Source organism: Streptomyces dangxiongensis, assembly GCF_003675325.1.
GTDB lineage: Bacteria > Actinomycetota > Actinomycetes > Streptomycetales > Streptomycetaceae > Streptomyces > Streptomyces dangxiongensis.
Genome location: NZ_CP033073.1, coordinates 1,096,220 through 1,114,143, shown reverse-complemented (window position 1 = coordinate 1,114,143; position 17,924 = coordinate 1,096,220). Strand labels below are relative to the sequence as shown.

Annotated in this window: 10 protein-coding genes and 2 pseudogenes; 3 read left to right on the top strand and 9 right to left on the bottom strand. The window is 71.1% G+C overall.

From position 1 onward, the window contains the following. Positions 1 to 67: 67 nt before the first annotated feature. Positions 68 to 190 (bottom strand): annotated as a pseudogene (locus tag D9753_RS39670) (transposase); the annotation flags it as partial. Positions 191 to 884: 694 nt separating this feature from the next. Here D9753_RS39670 and D9753_RS04785 point away from each other — a divergent pair. Beyond that, positions 885 to 3,998 carry a helix-turn-helix transcriptional regulator gene (locus D9753_RS04785; RefSeq protein ID WP_121785860.1) on the top strand — a complete coding sequence of 1,038 codons (3,114 nt, stop codon included), beginning with the start codon at positions 885 to 887 and terminating at the stop codon, positions 3,996 to 3,998. A 38-nt stretch (positions 3,999 to 4,036) separates the two neighbouring features. On the opposite strand, the gene D9753_RS04780 is transcribed toward D9753_RS04785, so the two are convergent. From D9753_RS04780 to D9753_RS04745, 8 genes and pseudogenes are all read right to left on the bottom strand, one after another. Then, positions 4,037 to 6,160 carry an oxidoreductase gene (locus D9753_RS04780; RefSeq protein ID WP_121785859.1) on the bottom strand — a complete coding sequence of 708 codons (2,124 nt, stop codon included), beginning with the start codon at positions 6,158 to 6,160 and terminating at the stop codon, positions 4,037 to 4,039. A 28-nt stretch (positions 6,161 to 6,188) separates the two neighbouring features. Continuing rightward, positions 6,189 to 7,041, bottom strand: a pseudogene (gene chcA / locus D9753_RS38620) (1-cyclohexenylcarbonyl-CoA reductase). Continuing rightward, a complete protein-coding gene (locus D9753_RS04770; protein WP_121785858.1) occupies positions 7,038 to 8,207 on the bottom strand; it encodes an acyl-CoA dehydrogenase family protein in 1,170 nt (389 codons plus the stop codon). The pseudogene chcA and the gene D9753_RS04770 overlap by 4 nt, the downstream one beginning before the upstream one ends. An 82-nt stretch (positions 8,208 to 8,289) precedes the next feature. Next, positions 8,290 to 11,301 (bottom strand): 3-phosphoshikimate 1-carboxyvinyltransferase, encoded by a 3,012-nt coding sequence (gene aroA, locus D9753_RS04765; RefSeq protein ID WP_121785857.1) that lies wholly within the window; start codon positions 11,299 to 11,301, stop codon positions 8,290 to 8,292. A 218-nt stretch (positions 11,302 to 11,519) separates the two neighbouring features. Then, positions 11,520 to 12,749 (bottom strand): 3-deoxy-7-phosphoheptulonate synthase, encoded by a 1,230-nt coding sequence (locus D9753_RS04760; RefSeq protein ID WP_121785856.1) that lies wholly within the window; start codon positions 12,747 to 12,749, stop codon positions 11,520 to 11,522. 468 nt (positions 12,750 to 13,217) lie between these two features. Further along, positions 13,218 to 13,925 (bottom strand): HAD-IA family hydrolase, encoded by a 708-nt coding sequence (locus D9753_RS04755; RefSeq protein WP_121785855.1) that lies wholly within the window; start codon positions 13,923 to 13,925, stop codon positions 13,218 to 13,220. 95 nt (positions 13,926 to 14,020) lie between these two features. After that, the gene (locus D9753_RS04750) at positions 14,021 to 15,145 is read right to left on the bottom strand and encodes a Gfo/Idh/MocA family protein (RefSeq protein ID WP_121785854.1); all 1,125 of its coding nucleotides are present in this window, start codon (positions 15,143 to 15,145) and stop codon (positions 14,021 to 14,023) included. Beyond that, complete coding sequence (locus tag D9753_RS04745; protein WP_121785853.1) at positions 15,142 to 16,305, bottom strand: DegT/DnrJ/EryC1/StrS family aminotransferase; 1,164 nt, start codon at positions 16,303 to 16,305, stop codon at positions 15,142 to 15,144. The genes D9753_RS04750 and D9753_RS04745 overlap by 4 nt, the downstream gene beginning before the upstream one ends. On the opposite strand from D9753_RS04745, the gene D9753_RS38920 reads away from it, so the two are divergent. Both D9753_RS38920 and D9753_RS04735 read left to right on the top strand, forming a co-directional pair. After that, positions 16,196 to 16,948, top strand: coding sequence for a type II 3-dehydroquinate dehydratase (locus tag D9753_RS38920; protein ID WP_338057960.1), 753 nt, complete (start codon positions 16,196 to 16,198; stop codon positions 16,946 to 16,948). The genes D9753_RS04745 and D9753_RS38920 overlap by 110 nt on opposite strands. A 19-nt stretch (positions 16,949 to 16,967) precedes the next feature. Then, on the top strand, positions 16,968 to 17,894 hold the full coding sequence (locus D9753_RS04735) for a GNAT family N-acetyltransferase (RefSeq protein WP_240468431.1): 927 nt from the start codon (positions 16,968 to 16,970) through the stop codon (positions 17,892 to 17,894). The last annotated feature ends 30 nt before the right edge of the window (positions 17,895 to 17,924 follow it).

Sequence of the window (17,924 nt, the reverse complement as noted above, 5' to 3'; positions counted from 1 at the left end):
GAACCCGGCCCCCCGGGCATGCCGCCGATGGCGTCGTCCGTGATCGTGGAGACAGTGGTCTTCGGCACCTCGGCCGCCCTTTCTTGATGGTCCACGGCTGAAACGAGCCGATTCGATCCCGCGGAACAAAGGTCTCGACCGGTCCCACATGGAGGAGAACGGTTTTCGGCCTAGTGTCATTACGGATGTTTGTCGCTCACCGCCTTGTCCCGGCGACTGCCGATCATTGACCCGAAGTCAGTTCGGCATCGTCAATCGTTTCCGATGGCGGTGTGCCACGGGATCACTGACGGGAAGAGACCGCCGTATTCGACCGCCCGCAGACCGCCGGTAGGGAAATCCGTGGCCGAACAGACGGTCGAACGGGGCGCCCAAGGGATGCGTATGAGCCTTTCTGGAGGGCCGTCACGGCCGGCCGCGTCGGGTGGCCGGCCGCGGTTCGCCGCCTCCGGCCGTCTGTCGTCGGCGGCCTCGCGTGGGCGGTGGCCGACGCCGGCCGTGGACCGGTCCGATGTGCGGTCGCGGGCCGTCCGGCCACCAGGCGTTTCGGGCTCGGCGAGCACGTCTGCCTCGGCTCCGTAAGTGAACTGACTTGGGCACAAAGGGTGTTGGCGGTGGCTAGGAGATCCTCGGCGCCATCGGCCGGCTTTTGTCCGACTCGATATCGCCTGCGAGCGGAAGGGGCGCGGCGCGTGAATGCGGTCGAGGTCCGGGACGGGGCGCGGCCGGAGGAGTGACCAGAGAAGGCGTGGCCGAAAGTCGACTTGCTGCGCGAACCCCCGCCATTCAAGGATCTTTCTACACTCTTGTCTTCCGCAGAGTCGCGGATCTGACGAAGCGTCGTCCGAAAGTTGCCCGTAGATGTCGTAGATATTGCGGATGAGATGCCGTCCGCTCGCCGCCCGAAGAGGTGCGGCTCTACGTTCAGTGTGAACTCAATCTCACTCTGTGATGGCCGTTCGGGGAAATCATGTCACCAGGGCGGACAGACGCTCTGGCTATATTGGATTCATGATCCTCATTTCGGTGTTGTGTGGGTGTGTCGGCATCCCGGATATGACGCGGGGGGAGATGTGACACGAGGAGAAGGCCGCCCTACCGCCGGCGGTGTCCTGGAAGCGACGGCAGTGGTGCCCTTACCGTCGGGGCGGTCGTCGGGCGGTCCCGAGGTCCATGCCGGTCACGACTCGTCGTGGGGCACCGTGCTGATGGAACGCGAGGAACAGATCGCGCCGGTGCAGGCGTGGTTGACCGATCCCCAGCCCATGGTGGGACAGGTGCTCCTGCTCGAGGGAACAGTGGGCGTGGGAAAGACGGAGTTCCTGCGCGCGGTGACCGAGCGCGTCCTGTCGGCCCGGGCGGTCCTGCTGCACGCCGTCTGCTCCCCCGAGGAGCGGGATCTGCCGTTCGGTATCCTCCGTCAACTGTTCGACAGCCCGTCGCTGCCGACGGACGTGCGAAGGCGCGTCGCGCCGGTGCTGCGCGGCCTCATGGAGTCGGCCCGCGCCGAGGACATGCACGAGGCCGTCGAGCGGCACAGGGCCACCATCCTGTACGACCTCTTCCCGCCGATCACCGAACTGGCCGCCACCACCCCGGTCGTGGTGTGCGTCGACGACATCAACCACATGGACGTGGCGTCGCAGCAGTGCCTGCTGCACCTGGTCCGTCGCATGAGTTCGACCCCCCTGCTGATGGTGCTCACCGAACTCGCCGAGCCGCGTCGCACACACTCACCGTTCCATGCCGAACTCCTGCGTCAGTCCTCCTTCGTCTCCACGCGGCTCGCACCGCTCTCACCGGAGGGTGCGCGAGCGGTGATCGACCAGCGCCTCGGCGCGGAGGCGGCCCGGAGGCTGGGCGACGGCTTCCTCGAGTACAGCGGCGGCAACCCGCTGCTGCTCGACGCGTTGATCAACGACGAGCGGCTGTACGGCCAGGTGTGCCAGCAGGGTTACGGGCGGGCGCTGTTGGCCTGTCTGTACCGCAGCGGGCCGGACACGTTGCGGGTCGCCCGCGCCATGGCGGTGTACGGGGACGACGCCACGCCGAAGGAACTCGGGACGCTGATCGACGCGGACGTCGCTACCGTGGAACGGGCCCTGCGTTCCATGACGGAGGCCGGACTGCTGCGGCTCGACCGCTTCCGGCACGCGGTGGCCCCACGCACGGTGCTGGACGATCTGCCCGCCCCGGACCGTGCGGAACTGCACCACCGGGCCGCGCGCCTGCTGCGCGGACAGGGTGCCTCCGCGGTCGACATCGCCGCTCATCTGGCCGAGGCCGGTCAGGTACCGGAGCCCTGGGCGCTGCGCGTACTGCTGGAGGCGGCCTCCGAGGCCCTGCAGCACGACGAGGCGCACCGTGCCGTGCGGTACCTGGACGCGGCGCAGCGCTCCTGCACGAGCGAGGAAGACCGCTGGACGATCCAGGCCAGGCTCGCCCAGGCCGAATGGCAGCTCAACCCCCTGGCGTCGCTGCGGCATCTCATGGCCCTCACGGAAGCGGCGCGCGCCGGTCGGCTGGACCACGACGAGGCGATACTGCTGGTACGGCAACTGCTGTGGCTGAACCGCACGCACGAGGCCACGGACGTGCTCACCCTGCTCCGCAGGAGGGCGGCGCGGCAGCAGGCCGACACGGTCCCGGCCCCGCCCGGCGCCCCGGAGGTACCGGCCGAGCTGCACGACGTGGAACTCTGGCTCGCCTGCACCTACCCGCCGCTCGCGGGACGGGTGCCGGTCGGGGCCGCACCGACCGGTCCCGAGGGCGCGCCCACCACCCGGGGCAGGACGTTCTGGCTGCAGACGATCGGCGCGCTCTCCGGCGGGCTCATCCGCAGGCGCGGCGGCGAGACCCAGGAATGGGCTTCGCACGCCCTCGGCCAGCTCGACCTCAACCACCATGCCCCGTGGGCCGAGGAAGCCACCCTCCTCGCGCTGATGTCCCTGGTCTACAGCGGTCGTCTGGGCGAGGCCGCCGACCGGTGCCGCAGCCTGGCCGAGCGCCGCAACGGGCCTCCCTCGCCGATGTGGCAGAGCGTCTTCGACGCGGGCGAGGCGGAGGTCCGGCTGCGCCGGGGCGAGTTCCCCGAAGCCGTGAAGCGCGCCAGGTCGGCCCTGGAGCACATACCGGTCCAGGGGTGGGGCACCGCCGTCGGCCTGCCCCTGGGCACCCTGATTCTGGCCCACGTCCGCATGGGCGAGTTCGACGAGGCCACCGCGCTCGTCACCCGCAGCATCCCCGACGACATGTTCCAGAGCCGGTACGGACTGCACTATCTGCACGCACGCGGACACTACTATCTCGCCACGAACCGGACGCGTGCCGCGCTCGGGGACTTCCTCTCCTGCGGGGAGCTCATGCGCAAATGGGGCCTGGACCTGCCCGGCATCGTGCCGTGGCGGACCAGCGCGGCCGAGGCGTGGCTGTTGCAGGGCAACCGGGACCGGGCCAAGCGCCTGGTGAAGGACCAACTGGCCATCCCCGGACCGGAGGACGCCGTCAGCCGGGCTCTGGCGCTGCGGCTGATGGCCGCGTTCAGCTCGCTGGGCCAGCGTCCGCGTCTGCTCGGCGAGGCGGCCGACATCCTGGAGGCGGCCGACTGCTACTACGAACTGGCCAGAACACTGTCCGACCTGGGCCGGGCCCACCACGCGCTGGGCAAGCACCGCCGGGCCCGGGTGGTCGTCCGGCGTGCCTGGCACGTGGCGCGTCTGTGCAAGGCGGAACCGCTGTGTCAGGAGCTGTTGCCGGACATGGGCGGCGAGGCCCGGCCGGCGGAGGAGACGGACGGGACGACGGCACTCGCGTCGCTCACCAACAGCGAACGGAGGATCGCCTCGATGGCGGTCAAGGGCTACACCAACCGTGAGATCGCGGAGAAGCTGTTCATCACGCCCAGCACGGTGGAACAACACCTGACACGTGTCTATCGCAAGCTGGCCGTCAAGAACCGCCAGAGCCTGCCGGGGTATCTGCGCAGCGACGCGGGCTGACACACCGGGGCCGCCCGGCCCGGAGCGGGGGCCGGCGGTCACCGCTGTGGCCGCGCGGGCGAGGACGGTGCGTGCCGCTTCGCCCGAGGCGCCGGGTTCCGGGCGATGCGGTGCGCGGCGCGCAGTCCCTGCGCGGTGGCCCGTACGGCGTTGAGGCCGTCGGTGCCGGCGGCGCCGCCGGCGGTCTCGAAGGGGACGCCGGCCCGGTGGAGCGTGGCGACGACATCGCGTTCGCTCTCCTGGCCGGTGGCGAGGACGACGTGGTCGGCGTCGACGAGCTGCCGGTTGCCGTCGGCGCCGACGACGATCACGCCGTCGCGCGTGATCTCCTGGTACGCGATGTCGGTGAGCAGGCGTACTCCGGCGGCGCGCAGCTCCTCCATCACCACCCACCGGGTGGAGGGACCGATGCCGGCGCCGATCCTGCCGCTGCGGCGCATGACCGTCACCCGGCGGGGTGTTTCGGCCGGTCGACCGCTCGTCCCGGCGACCGGGGTCGTCCGGGACGAGGTGGTGAAGGCATGGGAGGCGAGGAACTCCTCCCGGGTCGGGGCGGTGGAGGAACGACCGGTGAGGAGGTGGGCCAGGTCGACGGCGATTCCGCCGCCACCGATGATGGCGATGCGCGGGCCGAGTGCGTCGGGGTCGGCGAACGCTCGGGGGTAGTCGAGGACGTGCGGCAGGGCGAGGCCGGGCAGTTCCGGCCGGCGGGGGCGTACGCCGGTGGCGACAATGACGCCGTCCATGGTGCGCAACAGGTGCACGTCCCCGGCCCCGACGCGGTGCCCCAGGTGGAGGGGGACGCGCAGTTCGGCGAGTTCCCGGACCCGCCGCCGTACGGTCTCGCCGAAGTCCGCCTTGCCCGGCACCCGGGCGGCCATCCGGAACTGGCCGCCGGGCTCGTCGGCTGCTTCGTACACCTCGACCTCGTGCCCGAGTCCCGCCAGGGTGCGGGCGGCTTCTAGCCCCGCGAGCCCGGCGCCGATCACGGCGTACCGGCCCCGGTACGTGAGGGAGCTTCGAGCGGGGAGCCGGGGGAACTCCCGCTCGTACCCCGCCCGGGGATTCACCAGGCAGGACACCCTCTCGGTACCGAAAGACCGGTCGATGCACGCCTCGTTGCAGGCGATGCAGAGGTCCACCGACGCGTCGCGGCCGGCCCGGGACTTGCCGACGACGGCCGCGTCCGCGAGGAACGGGCGGGCCATGGCCACCAGGTCGATGTCGCCCCTGGCGAGCGCCTCCTCCGCCTGCGCGATCCGGTTGAAGCGGTTGGACGCGATGACGGGCAGCTCGCCGTGGCCCGCCCCGCGCAGCGCCCGTTTGACCCCCTCGGCGTACCCGGCCCACGTGCCCGGCGGCACCTGGGCCTGCACGGTCGGCACGGGCGACTCGTGCCAGCCGATGCCCACCGCCAGCGCGTCGGCCCCGGCCTCGGCGAGTGCGACGGCCAGCGCGGCCGTCTCCTGCCACGGGGTGCCGTCGGTGACGAGGTCGGCGCCGGACATCCGGAAGAGCACCGGGAACGCCGTGCCCACCGCCGCCCGTACGGCCCGCAGCACCTCGACGGGCAGGCGGCGCCGCCCCTCGGCGTCACCGCCCCAGCGGTCGCTCCGCCGGTTGGTGAGCGGCGCGGTGAACTGGTTCAGCAGATAGCCCTCGGAGCCCATCACCTCCACGGCGTCGAAGCCCAGCTCGCGCGCCGTCCTCGCGGCCCGCGCGAAGTCGGCGACGGTCCCGGTGATCTCCTCCTCGGTCATCGCCCGCGGAACGGTGCGGGAGAACCGGCTGTACACGGCGGACGGCGCGAGCGGCGTACTGCCGTGCTCACCGGGGAGCGCGTACCGCCCGGCGTGGAAGAGCTGGAGGGCGACAAGACCGTCGGCGTCGTGCACCGCGCGGGCCGCCCGGCGCAGCACGGACCTGTGGTCCTCGTCGTCGAGCACGCCGTACCCGGGCCCGCCGGCACCCGCCCCGTTCACCGCGGTGCCGCCGGTGACGATCAGTCCGGCACCGCCGCGCACGCGTTCCGTGTAGAAGGCGGCCAGGGCCGCACCGCCGTCGTCCAGGGTCTCCAGGTTCAGGTGCATGGCGCCCATGACGATGCGGTGCGGCACGGTGAGAGCGCCGATGTCGCAGGGCTTGAAGACATGATCGAACACCTGCGGTCCCCCTCCCGGGATCCTCGGCTCAGTCGCCGCGAGTCGGCCGGGGCGGCAGCACGAGCGCCTCGCCCGCGTCCGCGAAGAACGGCGGTGCGACGACGCTGAGCCCGCCGTCGACCACGAGGGTCTGCCCGGTGATGTAGCCGGCTCCGTCGCCGAGGAGGAAGGCGATGGTGTCGGCCATCTCCTGCACGGTGCCCGGCCGGCGCGCGGGGATACGGTCGAGGACGCCTTGCATGGGCGGCATGCCTTCGAGGCCGTAGAAGAAACTCCAGGGAGTCGGAGTCGATGAGCCCGCCGTTGACCGCGTTGACGTTGATGCCGTACGGGGCGAACTCCACCGCCATGTACCGCACCCACGACTCGATGGCGGCCTTCATGCCGCCGAGCATCGCGTAGGTGGGATAGGCGCGGATCGAACCGTAGGAGGACAGCGCGACGATCCGCCCGCCGTCGTCCATCAGCCGCACGGCCTGCTGCGCCCCCAGCACGAACGGCCGCAGGTTCATCGCGTACGAGCGGTCCAGGTGGTGCGGGCCGAGGTCGACGATGTTCTTGAACGCGCTCGCCGCCGCGTTGGAGACGAAGTGGTCGAGCCGTCCGCAGCGCTGTGCCACCTCGTCGAACAGCGCGGTGATGCCCTCGGGGGTCTCGACGTCCGCCTGGACCGTGAAGCCACGGCCGCCGGCCTCCTCGACGTCGGTGACGGTCTTCTGTGCCAGGTCGGCGTTCTTCTTGTAGTTGACCACCACCGTGCCGCCCTGCCGGGCGAGGGTGAGTGCCAGGGCGCGGCCGATGCCGCGCGAGGCACCGGTGATCAGCGATACCCGCTCGCGCTCGGGCGTCTGCCGGTGCTGCGCGTCCTGGTGGTTGTTCATCGGCTCGTTCCTTCCCCGTCACAGGCCGCGGCGCGTTGGAGCAACTCGCGGAAGACCACTGCCTTCTGCACCTCGTTGGTGCCTTCCTCGAAGCGTTGGGCACGGGCGTCGCGGTAGACGCGCTCGATCTTCTGCGACTTCCAGTAGCCGAGCCCACCGTGCACCTGGAGCGCCTTGTCGGTGACGTTCGTCAACATCGTCACGGCGTGCATCTTCGCCATCGACGACTGCATGGACGCGTCGTCCGCGCCCTCCTCGAAACGGCGGGCGGCGTGCAGGGTCAGCTGTCTGGCGGCCTCGATGTCCGCCGCGTTCTCGGCCAGCATGAACTGGATCGCCTGGCGCTGGGTGAGTGACTTGCCGAAGGTCACCCGGTTCCGGGCGTACTCGACGGCAAGCTGCTGGGCGCGCTGGGCGAGACCGACGCAGCTCATCGCCACGGAGATCCGGGACGGGGTGAGGAAGCCACCGAGGAACACCTCCAGGCCCTCGCCCTCCGCCCCCAGTCGGTGGTCCACCGGTACCGGGGTGCGGTCGAAGGTCAGCGACGCGTGGTCGGTACCCGTGACTCCCATCGTGCGGGAGGTGTCCTCGACCGTGACGCCCGGGGCGTGCCGCGGCACCAGCAGGGCCACGGTGCCCGCGTGACCGGTGCTGCCCTCGACGCGGGCGGCCAGCAGGTAGTAGTCGCAGCGCACTCCGAAGGTGATCAGATGCTTGCGCCCCGACAGGTAGTACGTGTCACCCTCGCGCACCACCGAAGTGGTGATGTCCGCGCCGGTGCCGTTGCCCGGCTCGGTGAGCGTGAAGGCGATCTTGATGTCGCCGGTGACCGAGGGGATGACGAAGCGCTTGCGCTGCTCGTCGTCGGCGTGGCCGTCCATGGAGCGCCAGATGCCGTTGACGACGTGCACGATCATGCGCACGGAGCCGTGCGAGCGGGAGAAGATCTCCATCAGCTCCATCCAGCGCGCGAAGCCGAGGCCGTGGCCGCCGTACTCCTCGGGAGCCGCCAGCCGCAGGAAGCCCAGGCCGTTCAACTCGGCCCACAGCTCCTCGGGTACCTGCCCGGTCTCCTCGATGCGTTCGGCCCACCGCTCACCCGGTCCCTCCACCCACTGCTCGACCTGGGTGCGCAACTCGTGGAACTGCCGCTCGTCCGTCATCTGCTGCCTCTGTCCTCTTGCGTCGTCGGGGTGTGATGTCCTCCCGTCCCCGCCGGTCACCGCGGCGGGGACGGGCGGGGTGTCAGACAGGGTCCTCGTCGTGCGGCCGAAGACCGTGGGCCAAGGCCCGCAGCTCGAACTTCTTCACCTTGCCGATCGGGTTGCGCGGCAGCGCGTCGATCGGCACGAGGCGTTCCGGCCAGTACTGCTTGGCCACCTGGTGCCCGTCCAGGTAGCGCCGCATCTCCTCGAACGTCAGCTCGGCCCCGCCGTCCGGAACCACGAACGCACAGGCACGCTCGCCGAGACGCTCGTCCGGCATGGCCACCACGGCCACGTCCGCCACCAGGGGGTGCCCGAACAGCAGTTGCTCGATCTCCGCGACGGGGATCTTCTCACCGCCGCGGTTGATCACGTCCTTCACGCGTCCGGTGATCCTGAGGAAGCCGGCACCGTCGATCGTCGCCAGGTCACCGGTGCGGTACCAGCCGTCCTCGGTGAACGCCTGGGCCGTCAGGTCGGGACGGTCGAGATAGCCCCCGAAGACCGTGGGGGAGCGCAGCTCGAAGTTGCCCTCCTCGCCCGCGGCCAGGACACGCCCCTCGTCGTCCGTGATCCTCAGCTCGACGCCGTCCAGTACACGGCCGTCGGAGCCCCAGCGCTGCCGCGGCTCGTCCCCGGGCGCCGACAGTGCGCCCAGGCAGGTCTCGGTGGTGCCGAAGGCCCCGCACACCTCGGCGCCGAGCACGCGCCCCGCGCGTTCGGCGAGACCACGCGGCACCATCGCCCCCGTCGCGACGAAGATCCGCAGATGGCGCGGCGTCTCGCCACTCTCCTCCACCGCCTTGACCAGGTCGGACAGGAACGGTGTCGCCGCCTGCACGAACGTCGCACGGTGTTCGTTGAGCGACTGCAGCGCCCGCTTGGCGTCCCAGTCGGGCTGGAGGATCTGCGGCACGCCCAGCACCAACGCCAGCACCATGCCGTACAGGAAGCCCGTCTGGTGGGCGAGCGGTGACGGCACCCAGATCGCGTCCCGCTCTCCGAGCCCGAGGTGTCGTACCTCCATCGCGGCGGCCCTGACCAGGTTGCGCGTGGGCTGGGTGACGCCTTTGGGCTCGCTGGTGGTGCCCGAGGTGAACAGTAGCTGCGCCGTCATGTCCGGCGTCGGCACGATCGCGTCGAGCGCCGTGCGGTCGATCTGCGTCGTCTCCAGCGCCCGCGGCCAGTCGTGCACGGATATCCCGCCGACCGAGGTCTCGGGCAGCTCGGCGGAGCCTCCCGAGGTGGCCAGCACCACCACGTGCTCCACGCTCACGTCCGAGCCGTCCTCGGCAGCCAGGTCCAGCACCTCCTGCGCCGGCCGACGTGAGCGGTGGCGGTCGGCCACCACCAGCACCCGGGCCCTGGAGCGCCTGAGCACGAACCCGACCTCGCGCTCCCGGAAGAACGGGATGACGGGGCAGCACACGGCTCCGACGCGCAGTGCCGCCAGCGACAGCACCACGAACTCCAGGCGGTTGGGCAGTTGGTACGCCACGTTCTCACCCGGCCGCACACCGAGACGCAGCAGCAGGGCCGCGGCGCGGTCCACCTGGTCCGCCAGCTCACGCCAGGTGACCACCTCGTCGTGGTCGGACCGTACGTCCACCACGGCCGTGTCATCGGGCCGGGTGACGGCCTGCCGGCGCAGCCGCTCCGTCAGCGTGATCCGCGACGCGGCTTCGGGGTCGGCCGGCTTCCGTGCCAGGTGCCCGGCGCGGGTGCCCTCCCCGGCGGAGACCGCCGAGCCGTTCTCCACGGACATCGGAACACCGAGGGTGTTCATCGCGTCGAGGAACGTCGGGTACGAGATGCGGTACGCGTTCGGATAGGTCAGCGTCGAACGGCCGCGGGCCCGGGAGGACGCGACCGCGAGCGACATCAGGACACGGTGGTCGTTGAACGACGACAACTTCGCGCCGACCAGCCCGTCCACACCCTGCACCCGCAGTTCGTCGCCCGACAGTTCCAGGCGACCGCCCATGGAGTTGAGCTGGAGCATGGCCGCGGCGCGGTCGGACTCCTTGAGCCGGGTGTGCGCGATGTTGCGGAACACCGACCGGCCGTGTGCGAACGTGCCCAGCGTGGACAGGATCGGCAGCATGTCCGGCACGTCGCGGCAGTCGACGTCGACCGCCGTCAGCCGCGGTGCGTCCTGCTGTATGCGCAGGCCGCCGGCCTTCTCGTCCACTTCCATCGGTACGCCCATGGAGCGCGCGATGTCGAGGAAGTGGAACTCCGGGTGGTCGGCCGGGCCGCCGCGGAGGCCCGTGATCCCGCGCAGCAGTACGTCGCAGGGGTGCAGTGCGGCGGTCGCGATGCCGAACGCGGCCGAGCCGATGTCGGGCGGCAGCGTCAGCTCGACGGCACGTACCCGCTGGCCGGGTTCGATGTCGAAGCGCCGCCAGTCCTCGGACACGGTCACTTCGAGGCCGAACTGCCGCATCATCGCCACGGTCAGCTCCAGGTAGGAGCGCTCATTGAGTTCGCCCTGCACCTCGATGGTGGTGCGCCTCGTCGCGAACGGTGCCAGCAGGATCAGGCCCGATACCCACTGGGACAGGGTGCCCGCGATCGTGACATGACCGCCCGAGGGCCGCCGGCCCCGCACGTGCACGGGCGGACAGCCGTCCGCCGACTCCAGTCGGACACCCATCTGTTCCAGCGCGTGCAGCAGGGGCCCCACCGGGCGTCGCCTGAAGTACTTCTGCCCGGTCACCGACACGTCGCGGTCGGACAGCGAGGCCAGGCCGATCATGAAGTAGAGCGTGGTGCCGGAACTGCCCGCGGAGACGGTCTCCCGACGCGGCCTGTAGCGCCCGCCGAGACCGTGTACGACGACCGTGTCACCGTCTTTGGTGATCCGCACGCCGAGATCGCGCAGCAGCCGCACGGTGTACCCGACGTGCCGGGCGTCGGACAGCCCGTGGACGCGGCTGACGCCGTCGGCCAGCGAGGCGAGGATCAGCGCACGATGCGCGTGGTACTTCGAATGAGGAACGAGAATCTCACCGGTTACCCGGCGCCGGATTCCGTTGACAAGAAGATGCATGGGACCTGTTACTCCCTGACCATGGACAGGTGGCCGAGACAGGAAAGGAAATCGGCCCGATCTCCCTGCCGCGCACCGACGCCGGAGCACCGGGGACACGCAGGCGAAAACCGGAAGCCGACCTGCCATGGCCGATGACAGAACCGCAGAATCGGTGACTCGTCCCGCTCGTGGAGGCTGACATGAAGTCCGGATTCCCAGCCCCATGCGCAGTGGTCCTAAGCGTGGTGGAGCCGCACCTCGGAGTGGTCGCGGGTCCCGGACACCTCCCGGTCGGACCAGGCGGGGATCAGCGCCACGGCCTGCTCGGTGTTGAGGCGCGGGTCGCACAGGCTGGTTCGCCGGACGGTCGCCCCTTCGAGCACGGACATGTCAGTGACGCACTCGAGCACGTCGTCGGGTGTGGTCTCCAGGTGAAGTCCGCCCGCCACGCCGCCGGCAGCGGCCACGGCCCGGCGGAATCCGCGGATCTCCCGTGCCAAGGTGCCCAGCACGCGGGTCTTGTGGCCGTCCGGGGCGGCAACGGTGTTGCCGTGCATGGGGTCACTGAGCCAGATCACCGGATGGCCGGCCGTCCGGACCGCCTCGACCAGCGCGGGCAGCCGGTCGGTGACCACTTCGGCGCCCATGCGGACGATGAAGGTCAGGCGGCCCGGCTCCCGCAGCGGATCGAGCCGTTCGCACAGGGCGGTGATCTCCTCCGCCGTGGTGGTGGGGCCGATCTTCACGGCGACGGGGTTGACGATGTCGGCGACCAGGTCGATGTGGGCGCCGTCCAGTTGACGGGTCCGCTCGCCGATCCACGGCCAGTGGGCGGAGCCGAGCCAGCGGCGACCGTCACCCAGGTCACGGACCATCGGCAGCTCGTAGTCGAGGACGAGCGCCTCGTGGCTCGTCCACACCCGGGGTTCGGTCAGCCGCCGGGTGCCGTAGGCCGCCGGGCCGCGCCATCCCAGGTGCTCCATGGCGTCGCTCGCCGCCATGTAGGCGGTCAGGATGCGTACGGGATCGTGACGGCGGCTTTCCGGATCCGGCTCCGGGCCGTTGACCATGTGCCCCCGGTAGACGGGCAGTTCCACGCCGCCCACCCGCTCGACGGGCTTCGAGCGGGGCTTGGCGAACTGGCCCGCGATGCGTCCGACCCGTACGACCGGCTTGTCGGTGACCGTCCGCAGTGCCTCCGCGAGCAGGTCGAGTACGGCGGACTTGCGCCCCACGTACTCCGCGCCGCATTCGCCCGGGTCCTCGGCGCAGTCCCCGGCCTGCACCACGTGGGCCTCACCCCGGGCCACCTGGGCCAGCAGGGCCCGCAGCGCACGCACGTCCGCCACCTCGACCAGCGGCGGACGGCCGGCCAGGATCTCGCGGATGCGCCGCGTCTGTGACGGGTCGTCCCACTCGGGCTGCTGCTGGGCCGGCTTGCGCAATTCCGTGACGGCTTTTCCCACGTCGGGTCTCCGGTGAAATGTCGGTCGGGATGTGACTGCGCTCATAGGAGAACGATCCTCGAAGGCCCTTCGGCAGCCTCTGCCGGGCGCCGCAACAGGTCGGGAACGGATGGTGACCCCTGTGCGGTGTACTCCACCGAATCTCCTCTCCCGGATTTCCGGAGCGGTGATTCTCAGGGGGTCGGAAGTATTTCCTCGCGACAGCCCGGTCGATAGGCCGGCGCCCCGCGAATGGTCCTGTTCGAGCCTCTCACCGAAGCGCCGCCGCCCCAATCCCCTGGGGATCCCCTACTGCCCCCCTAACTGCCGCCGTGACGCGCATGTCGAAGCCTGGTCAGGTGGCATGCCCCCGCTGGGAGGGGTGGCCGCCGCGGCCGGTGCGCGAGGCGGTCGGGCCTGCGGGCGGAGCCGGCGGGAAATGCGAAGACCCCGCCCTGAGGGGCGGGGTCGGTGCGGCAGGCCGGTCGGTCAGAACGTCCGGGATGCGCCGACGCACACCTCCAGCAGCTCCGACGGCTTGCGCAGGACGATGTCGGGATCCTCGGCAAGGAGGGTCTCCTCGTCGCTCTCGCCCCACAGGGCGGCGATCGCGGCGACGCCCGCGCCCCGCGCACTGGCGAGATCGGTGACCGCGTCGCCGATCATGACCGTCCGCGACGGGTCGGAGCCGAGCACACCCAGGGCCTTGAGCACGATGTCCGGTGCCGGCTTGGGGCGCTCCACCTCGTCCGAACCGATCACGACGGTGAACAGGTCGAGCAGGCCGAGCTGTTCGAGGAGCGATCGGGCTCGCGGACCGCTCTTGCCGGTGGCCACGGCGAGCCGGATCCCCTGCGCCCGCAGCTCCCTCAGCATCTCGGGAACACCGTCGAAGACCGGGACGAGGTGTGCGAGCCGATAGCTCTCACGGACGAACGGCCCCTCCATCTCCAGCGGCAGGCCCATGATCCGCATGATGTCGGGAAAGTAGCGGCCCAGGTGCCGCTCGTACTCCTCGAACGGCGGCTCGCCGTGCCCCACCACCTCGGCGTAGGCGGTGTGGAACGCCTCGCGCATCACCGCGAAGCTGTCGACGAGCACCCCGTCGAGGTCGAAGACGACCGCGCCGACGGGTTCCGCCCGCTGGGCACGGGCGCCGGGGGCGGCGGGGTCTTGGCTGGTTCCAAGACTGTCCATGGTGCTGTGGCGCTCTCTTTCGTGGGACGGCGGGGACGGGCGGGGAACCGCTCGCGCGGGGGTGGGGGCAGCGGCACCGACGGACCGGCGGCCGGTCACGCCCGCGTCGGCTGCGATGTCTTCCGCGCGGCACGGGCCGAGGCGTAGACCCGCTCGATCGCACCGATCGTGCGGCGCACCTCCTCGATCGCCCGGCCCGGCCCGGACGGGTCCCGCAGCCGGGTGGACAACTCGTCGAGCTGCCGGTCGTACTCCGTGCCGATGGGCTCCTCGGGCACCGGAACCGTGCGGGTCCCGCCGTCGCGGGTGAGGGTCAGCTCCGGGCGTGCCAGCCGGTTGGGGCTGAAGCCGAACGTGCACCGCAGGGTCGCGCTGCCCGCGCTGCCGTCGACGCGGACCCGGGTGACGTCCAGCTCCTCGTGCGACGCCCAACTGGCGTGCAACGACAGCGAGATGCCGTCCTCGGTGACGAGGAACGCGCGGGCGGTGTCCTCGACGTCAGGGGGGACGGAGGCCGCGCGGCCGGACTGCCCGGCCTCCTCCTCGGCGCGCCAGGAGACCCGCGCGCCGGCCTGTGCGATGAAGTCGCCGGAGACCGCACCGGTGACCTGCGCGAAGTCCGCGGAGCCCAGCAGCGGCGCGGCGATGTCGAACAGATGCCAGCCCAGGTCCAGCAAGGCCCCGCCGCCCGACAGCCGGCGCCGGGTGAACCAGCCGCCCGCGTCGGGCACGCCCCGGGCGCGAACCCAGGACAGCTCGACGTGACGGACGTCGCCCAGTTCGGCGACGCTCGCCAGGAGCATCCCGATGTCGGCGCGGTGGCGGGCTGCGCTGCCCGCCAGGAGCCGCGCCCCGCCGACGCGTTCGGCCTCGGCCAACTGCTCCGCCTCCGCCGACGTCAGGCACACCGGCTTCTCGAGGAAGACCGGAACACCCTTGAGCAGCAGGCTGCTCGCGATCTCGCAGTGCAGGTGGTTGGGGACGGCCACGACGGCCAGGTCCGCCTGCGCGGGATCCACGTCGTGTACAGCCGCCAGGAGCGGAGTGCCGGCGTGGTCCGCGGCGACGGCCGCGCGCGAGGCCGGGTCGGGATCCACCGCGGCGTTCACGGTGAACGCGGGATGCCGACTCAGGCGGGGCAGCCAGATGGACCGTGCGGCCCAGCCGAGGCCCACCACGGCGGTGCGGATCGGCCTGGCGCCGAGAGGCGCGGCGCTCATGAGCCGAGCACGTCGGCGATGACGGCGGCGACCTCGTGCATCTGCTCCTCGGTGCCGAGCAGCGTCCGGTGGTGCAGCCACAGGCAGTCGGAGGTGAGCGCCTCGGAGTGGGGGCAGCGGCGGGCGAGATCCTCGACGGACAGGTCCGGCGCGCCGGCCTCCCAGAAGGCGTCCGTGCGGTACACCGAACGGAACGCGACGAAGGCTGGGAGACCGCGCTCGATGAGGGTGTCGACGACCTGGGCACGCCGCTCCTCGGTGATGCCGGGGACGCGGAACATGGCCATGTAGTGCGGGTTGCGGTCGCAGCGGTGGTCCAGCCGCTGCGGCACCACGCCGGGGATCCCGGCGAGCAGCGAGGACAGCAGCGGCCAACGCTCCTCACGCGTGGCGATCTGCTCGTCGAGGCGGCCGAGCTGGGCGCGCAGCACAGCGGCGGAGAACTCGTTGAGCCGGAAGTTGGAGCCCGAGGTGCGGTGGAAGTAGCCGCGGTCGCCGCGGGGGCGTCCGCAACTGTGCCGGATGAATCCCTGCTCCGCCGTCTCGGCGTTCGGGAACAGCACGGCCCCGCCCTCTCCCGCGGTCATGAGCTTGCCGTTCTGGAAGGAGAACGCCGCGACCGAGCCCAGCTCGCCGACCCGTCGGCCGTTCCAGGTGGCGCCCTGCGCGTGCGCGGCATCCTGGATCAGCGGGACGCCGGAGTCGGCGGCGACCTTCTCCAGGGCGTCCATGTCGGCGAGTTGGCCGGCCATGTGAACGGGCATGATGGCGCGGGTCCTCGGCGTGATGGCCTTCTCGGTCTCGGCCGGGTCGATGCAGTAGGTCTCCGGGTCCACGTCCACCGGCACCACGACGGCTCCCAGGCGCTGCGCGGCCTGGGAGGAGGAGATGAAGGTGAAGGCCGGGACGATCACCTCGGTACCGGGGCCGACGCCCATGACCTCCAGGGCCAGTTCGAGCGCGTGCGTGCCGTTGGTGACCGCCAGCGCGTGCTCGCTGCCGTGGTACTCGGCGAACTCCCTCTCGAAGGCGTCGACCTCACCGCCGCCCATGCGCCACCACTGCCCCTGCTCCAGCGCACGGATCAGGCCGGTCCGTTCCGCGTCGTCGTACTGCGGCCATGCCGGAAGGTCTGAGCTCAGTCGCACACCACTGCTCATGCTGTTCCCTACTCCTCGGTCTATGCGCATGCGAATTGCTTCCGCATCGATCGTCACGGAGGTCGACACCGCCTGCCTCCCGTGGACCGGGTGTCCACGCGGACGCCGGTACCGGAAAACGCCCTCGGCAGTCACCCCCGGCGGGGTCGTCGCGATCGGCACGCTAACCCGGTGGCCGAAACGGCGTATTCCCCTGGGGACCCCCCTATGTGTCCCCTTGCTCGCAGTGACCCCGAGGTTCACGCGTCGATGCCGTGCTATAAAAAACACTTCCGCAGCAGTCCGGTATAGGGCGAGGTGCGCATTGAACAGGCTCCTGTTGTTCAACGGGCCGAATCTCGGCATACTCGGTAGCCGTCAGCCCGAGATCCACGGAACGGACGCGCTCGCCGACTATCCCCGCCCGTGGATCGAGGCCCACTTCTCCGACGTCCGGGCGCGCGAGCACTTCCGCCACGACTCGGTGACCGGCCCCCTCGCCCCTGAAAGTGATCTCCGGCCCGGACACCGCGGGCTACCGGCTCGCGGCCCGCGCGCTGCCGGAGAAGGACACCGACAGCCGACCGGCGCCCGGCACCGCGACCAGGACGCCCCCGTCTCCCGCGGAGCGGCTCCTCCGCGACGTCGCCACGGACACGACTGAAAGCCGAGGACAGGACACCATGCACCAGGGAAAGACGGCGGAATCGGTACTGGCCGCCCACCGCGACCGGCTGCGCCCCGTCGACCGGATGATCCCCGAGGCCGATCCGCTGCCGGAGCCCGCCGACGGCCAGGAGATGCTGGAGGTCGACGGCGCGCACGGCCTGCTGACCCACACCCGCGTCGCCGCCGACGAGTTGGAGGCCGTGCTCGGCCCGCTGGACCGCTGGGAGTTCGCCCCCAGGGTCTCCGGACCGGATGAGATGGCCGCGCTGCTCACGCGCCTGAACCAGTACCTGGAGAGCCACCCGGAGCGCCCCGGTGAGGACTCCATGGCCGCCGTCGAGTGGCCCAGCCGTGACGTCGGGATGACCGCGGTCTTCCGCGCCTTCGGGTTCGTCCCCGAGTTCGTGATGATCGGCCGGCTCAGGGGCACCGACCTTGTGGCCGAGCCGGGGAACGTCCGTGTGCGGCGCGCCACCCCGGAGGACAGCGACGAGGTGTACGCGCTGCAGATGGTGGAGACGCGCTTCGACGCTGCCGTCAGCGGCGCCGTCGAACGCGACAACACGGAGGAGCTGTTGCGCGCGCAGCTCGCCGAGTCGCTCAAGCTCGACGAACCGATGATCTGGGTCGCCGAGTACGAGGGCCAGGTCGTCGGTATGCACCGCGGCGAGGAACCCTCCGAGCCGCAGCAGGCATGGCTCGCGACGCGGATCACCGCTACGCCGGTGGCGCACCTGATCTGCCAGGCCGTCAAGGAGGAGTACCGCGGCCTCGGCGTCGGCACCTCCCTCGCCAACCATGTCCACACCGAGCTGGACGCCATGGGCATCGGCGCGGCGGTCGGCTACCACGCGATGTTCAATCCGGTCTCCATGCCGTTCTGGCACCGCGTCGGCTGGCGGCCGTACTGGAACCGCTGGGTGCGCACCCCGGCCGTCTGACCGCACCGCCGCGAGAATCCGTACGAGCCC

What these genes read in the sequence shown, in the direction of transcription:
- D9753_RS04785 (WP_121785860.1), top strand. Translation starts at nt 885, where the DNA reads ATGCCGTCCGCTCGCCGCCCGAAGAGGTGCGGCTCTACGTTCAGTGTG.
- D9753_RS04770 (WP_121785858.1), bottom strand. Translation starts at nt 8,207, where the DNA reads ATGACGGACGAGCGGCAGTTCCACGAGTTGCGCACCCAGGTCGAGCAG.
- aroA (WP_121785857.1), bottom strand. Translation starts at nt 11,301, where the DNA reads ATGCATCTTCTTGTCAACGGAATCCGGCGCCGGGTAACCGGTGAGATT.
- D9753_RS04755 (WP_121785855.1), bottom strand. Translation starts at nt 13,925, where the DNA reads ATGGACAGTCTTGGAACCAGCCAAGACCCCGCCGCCCCCGGCGCCCGT.
- D9753_RS04750 (WP_121785854.1), bottom strand. Translation starts at nt 15,145, where the DNA reads ATGAGCGCCGCGCCTCTCGGCGCCAGGCCGATCCGCACCGCCGTGGTG.
- D9753_RS38920 (WP_338057960.1), top strand. Translation starts at nt 16,196, where the DNA reads ATGCGCCACCACTGCCCCTGCTCCAGCGCACGGATCAGGCCGGTCCGT.
- D9753_RS04745 (WP_121785853.1), bottom strand. Translation starts at nt 16,305, where the DNA reads ATGAGCAGTGGTGTGCGACTGAGCTCAGACCTTCCGGCATGGCCGCAG.
- D9753_RS04735 (WP_240468431.1), top strand. Translation starts at nt 16,968, where the DNA reads ATGCACCAGGGAAAGACGGCGGAATCGGTACTGGCCGCCCACCGCGAC.